General features: G+C 32.1%; 4 protein-coding genes and 3 pseudogenes. 3 read left to right on the top strand and 4 right to left on the bottom strand.

The genetic code is table 11. The features are described 5' to 3' along the window. Nucleotides 1–172 precede the first annotated feature (172 nt). Nucleotides 173–379, top strand: a pseudogene (locus V7014_RS27350) (IS30 family transposase); the annotation flags it as partial. 354 nt (nt 380–733) lie between these two features. Beyond that, nucleotides 734–2101 carry a lytic polysaccharide monooxygenase gene (locus V7014_RS21760; protein ID WP_335510259.1) on the top strand — a complete coding sequence of 456 codons (1368 nt, stop codon included), beginning with the start codon at nt 734–736 and terminating at the stop codon, nt 2099–2101. Between the two features lie 575 nt (nt 2102–2676). On the opposite strand, the pseudogene V7014_RS21755 reads toward V7014_RS21760, so the two are convergent. Together V7014_RS21755 and V7014_RS21750 are read right to left on the bottom strand one after the other, a co-directional pair. Next, a pseudogene (locus V7014_RS21755) lies at nt 2677–2942 on the bottom strand (VOC family protein); the annotation flags it as partial. Between the two features lie 125 nt (nt 2943–3067). Continuing rightward, entirely contained in the window at nt 3068–3643 is a 576-nt protein-coding gene (locus tag V7014_RS21750; protein WP_335510257.1) for an MFS transporter, read from the bottom strand. Nucleotides 3644–3743: 100 nt separating this feature from the next. Between V7014_RS21750 and V7014_RS21745 the strand changes: the two genes are divergently transcribed. Continuing rightward, nucleotides 3744–4430 (top strand): MBL fold metallo-hydrolase, encoded by a 687-nt coding sequence (locus V7014_RS21745; RefSeq protein ID WP_335510255.1) that lies wholly within the window; start codon nt 3744–3746, stop codon nt 4428–4430. A gap of 209 nt (nt 4431–4639) precedes the next feature. Here V7014_RS21745 and V7014_RS21740 read toward each other — a convergent pair whose 3' ends face one another. Together V7014_RS21740 and V7014_RS21735 are read right to left on the bottom strand one after the other, a co-directional pair. Next, on the bottom strand, nt 4640–4816 hold the full coding sequence (locus tag V7014_RS21740; protein ID WP_335510253.1) for a hypothetical protein: 177 nt from the start codon (nt 4814–4816) through the stop codon (nt 4640–4642). Next, nucleotides 4817–4954: pseudogene (locus tag V7014_RS21735) on the bottom strand (MerR family DNA-binding transcriptional regulator); the annotation flags it as partial. Nucleotides 4955–5086 lie beyond the last annotated feature (132 nt).

Genomic DNA, 5086 nt, shown 5'->3' with positions numbered 1-5086 from the left:
AGATTATACATATCTACTTTATTATTCATTTTCTTTCACTCCTTATTTACTTACCAGTAAGTAAATACTAATTGATTGTTTTAATAAAATCAAGAATTGTATAAAAATTCTAGCTACTCTTTTTTAAGAATAGTATGAAAGCAATACATTAAAACAAAAAATATTTTTATGAGGAAAAAAATTTGCCTTTTATTCGGCTATTGAAAAAGACCTGAATATCAAAGTTTGCGGACCCTTATTCCTCTTGGCAGCGTGGTTCTAATGAGAACATAAATGGGTTTCTTCGAGAGTTTTTCCGAAATCAATAGATTTAGCAAAAGTTTCAAACGACGATGTCATTCAAGCACTTACACTACTAAATGATCATCTAAGAAAATGACTTGAATGGAAAACCTCACACGAAGCATTTTTAGAAGAGTGTCGACTTAGCTTGAGAAACTGTCTTATATAAAAATGAATTTGCTGATTTTACTATTTCTATATACTTTCAGAAAAGTTATCCGATATATATAATGTTGTAAGTTTATTGACTCTTAAAAGGGGAATAAGTCCTAGGATAAAATACTGAGTATTTAGATTTCATAGTATTAATATTGAGATTTACTAAATAAAATCATGTGAGAACAAAGGATATAAAATATATCAATATAGTTTTTATCTTTTTGCATCAAAATCCTCTGAAATAGATATTTATTTGTCATGTAATAAATAGATAAGAAAGGGGAGTAATACGATGAATAATATACTTTCATTTGATATAACAAAAATAAGTAGAAAAATAGGAGTAAGCGCTTTTATATTAGCGACAGGTTTTTTGGGGATTACTTTAATACCTGAGAATGTAAATGCACATGGGTTTGTAGAAAAACCTACTAGCCGTGCTGCGTTATGTGGCGCAAATTATGGATCTCTAAATTCGAGTTGTGGAAGTGTAATGTATGAACCGCAGAGTTTAGAAGCACCAAAAGGATTTCCACAAGCTGGACCGGCAGATGGGAAGATTGCTTCAGCTGGTGGTCTGTTTGGTGGAATTCTTGATCAACAAACTTCTGATCGTTGGTTTAAGAATACGCTCACTGGTGGCGAAAATACTTTCACATGGAAATATTCTGCACCACATTCAACAAGCAAATGGCACTATTATATTACAAAAAAGGGATGGAATCCTAATGAACCTCTAACCCGTGCTAATTTTGAACCAATTGGAGTAATAAAACATAATGGTTCTGCAGCATCTAATAACCTAACACATAAAATTAATCTACCAACAGATAGAAGTGGATACCATGTGATTTTGGCTGTTTGGGATGTAGCTGATACTGCGAACGCTTTCTATAATGTAATCGATGTAAATTTAATAAATGATGAAACTCCGGATGCAGAAGCTCCAACTCAACCAAAGGAATTAAATGTAGAGAAAGTTACAGCAAGCAGTGTGAAATTAAACTGGAAGCCCTCTATAGATAACGTAGGTGTGAAAGAGTATCAAATATTACGTGATGGACATGTAATTGAAACAGTAACAGGAACAACATTTACAGATGGAAAATTAACAGCGAATACTGAGTATACATACACAGTGAAGGCTGTAGATGCAGCAGGAAATGTTTCTCAAGAAAGTGAATCGATTATTGCAAACACAGGTAAGGAAGTTCCAGATACCGAAGCACCAACTCAACCAAAGGGATTACATAGTATGGGAGAAACAATGTCTAGTGTCAGCTTAATGTGGAGCCCTTCTGAAGACAATATCGCAGTTGATCATTATGTCGTATTCAAAGAAACAAAAAATGGACAAATGACAGTAGTTGGAACATCTAATACGACATCATTTATGGACAAAAACTTACAATCAAATACAACATATAAGTACACGGTGGCGGCAGTTGATACAGCAGGAAATGAATCGATTAAAAGTAACACTCTTACTGTAACTACAAAAGATCAGAGTTCATCATATGAACAATGGGACCCGTATAAAGCATATACAAAAGGTGATAGAGTCAACCATCAGGGAAAAAACTATGAAGCAGTTCAAAGTTATCAAGGGTATGGGGATCCAAACTGGATAAATGCTTTATCGTTATGGACTGAAATCTAATCTAGGTACAACTTGATAGAAATAAATAGTGAAATAAATAAATAGTCTAGAGGATTTTGGTGTAAAAAGATAAAAATTAACATGACATTGGCTTCTGAATTAGATTAGAGTATAAAAAAAGAGCGAAAGCCTAAGATGAGACAGACCCTAAAGAATGAGATAAATTAAAACACCTTTCGATCTAAATCGATATAAGATACTATGAATTTTAATTGAAATGCAGCAGAAAACGGCAGTTAACTCAGCCGTAATATCTTGATTTACAAGCGATGAGTAAGCAACTACGTGGTGGGTTGTACTTTAATTATCTTTTGAACCATCTTCATAAACATTGCAGTTATCCTCTCCGCTAAAAATAATATATTTATTATAAACGGATTTTTGCAAAAAAACATAAAAACCCGATAAGTGGACTTTTTTTCAAGTGTCCACTTATCGGGTTACAGTTCATTATTTCAGACCTAGATTTTTAACAATAATATTTTTCATAATATCGGTTGTACCACCATGAAGTTGTAAACAACGAGCAAACATAAGATTTAATGCAACACTAGTGAATTTGTGTTTATAAATAATTATCTGTGTTGGTCTACAAGAATGGGATTACCATCAAGATCTTCAATTGTAAAACTTGTAGGCCCTTTGCTTTTTCATCTGCTTCAGTCAGTATTTTAATTCCTTTTGCTTTAAGTTGTCTTTGAAGGTCTCGAATGTCCGTAAACGAATCGAGATTTTCGGCATTTTGATTCCATCCTGGATTGAAAGTCAGAATGTTCTTTTCAAACATTCCTTGGAATAGACAAATTACGCAACTTTCATTCTTCATAATGAGCCAATTTTGGGCTGACGAAGGTACATATCAAAAAGTTATAATTATTAGACAAAAAGCTAAGCATTGGCATTTGTGAGGAAATGAGAAGGTGTGAAACACCAATTTGAGGTGGGATGAATGTTAAAAGTCCGTGTTCAGATAAAAAATATAAAGAAGGCCATTGGTAACAGCAAAATAATAGAGAATCCAGAGGCAGAAACCGATAAGCCTATCATAGTTGTTAAAAACACATCATTATTCCACATACTTTCTACATACGTAGCTAAAAATGGTGAAGTACTCATCGTTAAAAACTGAATAAGAAAGCCAGCCAAAAATAAATTTCCAATTAGAGGATATTTTAAATTTTTTCGTAATTCAGAGAGAAAGTTAACTCGTTTATTTTTAGATGTCGAAATTTTCAAGTTTGGCTCAGGTCTATTATGTTCCGTTAAAAAGAATAAGATAAGGGTCCCCGCTATCATCAACATAGCGCTAGACACATAAAGGATATTAAAAAAGCCTATCCATTGCCCTAAAATTCCACCTATAAGTGGTCCCAAAATATTACCGACGTATGCACCGGATTGAGCTACACCAAGTGCATAACCAATTTTTTCTCTAGGAGTATTCATCGTAATAAATGGAGATGACGCAGGAATAAATCCGCCGAAAATTCCTAGTACAAATCGTAGAACTAATAAATGCCAAGCTGATGTGCTATTAGCCATTAAGAAAGTTATTATATCTTCTTTTTTATATCATGTATAATAAATACATAGAAAATTTGGATATCAGATATTTCACAAACGTGCAGTAACGGAGGAAGAAATGAAGATAATAGAGCTACCAATTGAATTTGAATTTAATGGACAAAGAAATTACATTTATCCCAGCTTAATTATATTGAATAATGACCTAACTTTGGTCGATACAGGGTATACAAATTTCTTACCTTTAATTGAAAATGAAATTATAAAAAATGGATATGAATTGAAGAATTTAAAGAATATAATTATTACTCACTATGATGATGACCATATAGGTTCCCTATATGATTTCAAAGAAAAGTATCCTTGGATTAACATTATAGCTAATGAAAGTGAATCAAAATACATTAGTGGTGAAATAAAGTCAGAGAGATTGGTTCAAGCCGAAGAAATGCTAGAGAGTATGCCAAATACAGAAATCGAATTTGGTAAATGGTTTATACATCAGTTAAAGAATTTGAAACATGTTTCAATTGATGAAAAGGTACATGATGGTGATATGATTTTAGATAACAAATGTAGAGTAATAGCAACACCAGGGCATACTTCAGGGCATATCTCATTGTATTTTCCAAGTTTAAAAAGCGTCATTACAGGTGATGCAGCTGTTAATGAAAATCATGAATTGATCATTGCTAACCCACACTTTTGTTTAAATGTTGAGAAAGCACAACAGTCTTTAAGAAAAATTAAAAATCTTAATGCTGAAATGTACTATTGTTATCATGGTGGGAAAGTTACTTTATAATTGGTGGGAGACCTCGAACTCCAGCTTTTAAATAAAACAATTTTATTATTCCTCAACATCATAGAATTGAAGAAAAACTATGTTTTTTAAACATCTTTAATAACCATATATCAAAATGACTGATGTATGGTTATTGTATTTTCAAGCACAAAATAAAACAATTTTATTATCTCAACACAATAAGGTCTTTTTAAACTAATTTAATTACATTATTTAGCTTTTCCCTCCAACTTCTTATAAAAGTCAATTTTCTCATTAATCTTGGTTAAATTATTTTCTAGTTGCTTAATTTGATTAAGAACATTTTTCTGATGAGCTTCCAATAACTCTCGCCGTGCAGTAACAGAAGAATCACCTTGACATCTTAATTCCGCAAATTTTTTCATATCACTTATAGGCATTTCTGTGTTCCGCAATCTTATGAGGAAGTCAATACATGAGATATGTCTTTGAGTTTTACGGTAACCATTTTCATCTCTTTCGATGCCACTTAATAGACCAATATTTTCATAGTAACGTAGAGTGTAGGTACTAAGACGTTTTTTTAAAAGTTCTAGGAGGTATAAAAATTTGCATTACAGTACGCTCAAAGATATAGAATGGATTATGATTTACAGTTCAGTTTTTTTTAAGGGGGTCAATAAAAAGCGATATAG

The sequence above is a fragment of the Bacillus sp. JJ722 genome (assembly GCF_036963345.1).
GTDB lineage: Bacteria > Bacillota > Bacilli > Bacillales > DSM-1321 > Bacillus_AD.
This window is presented reverse-complemented; position numbering and strand designations above follow the sequence as displayed.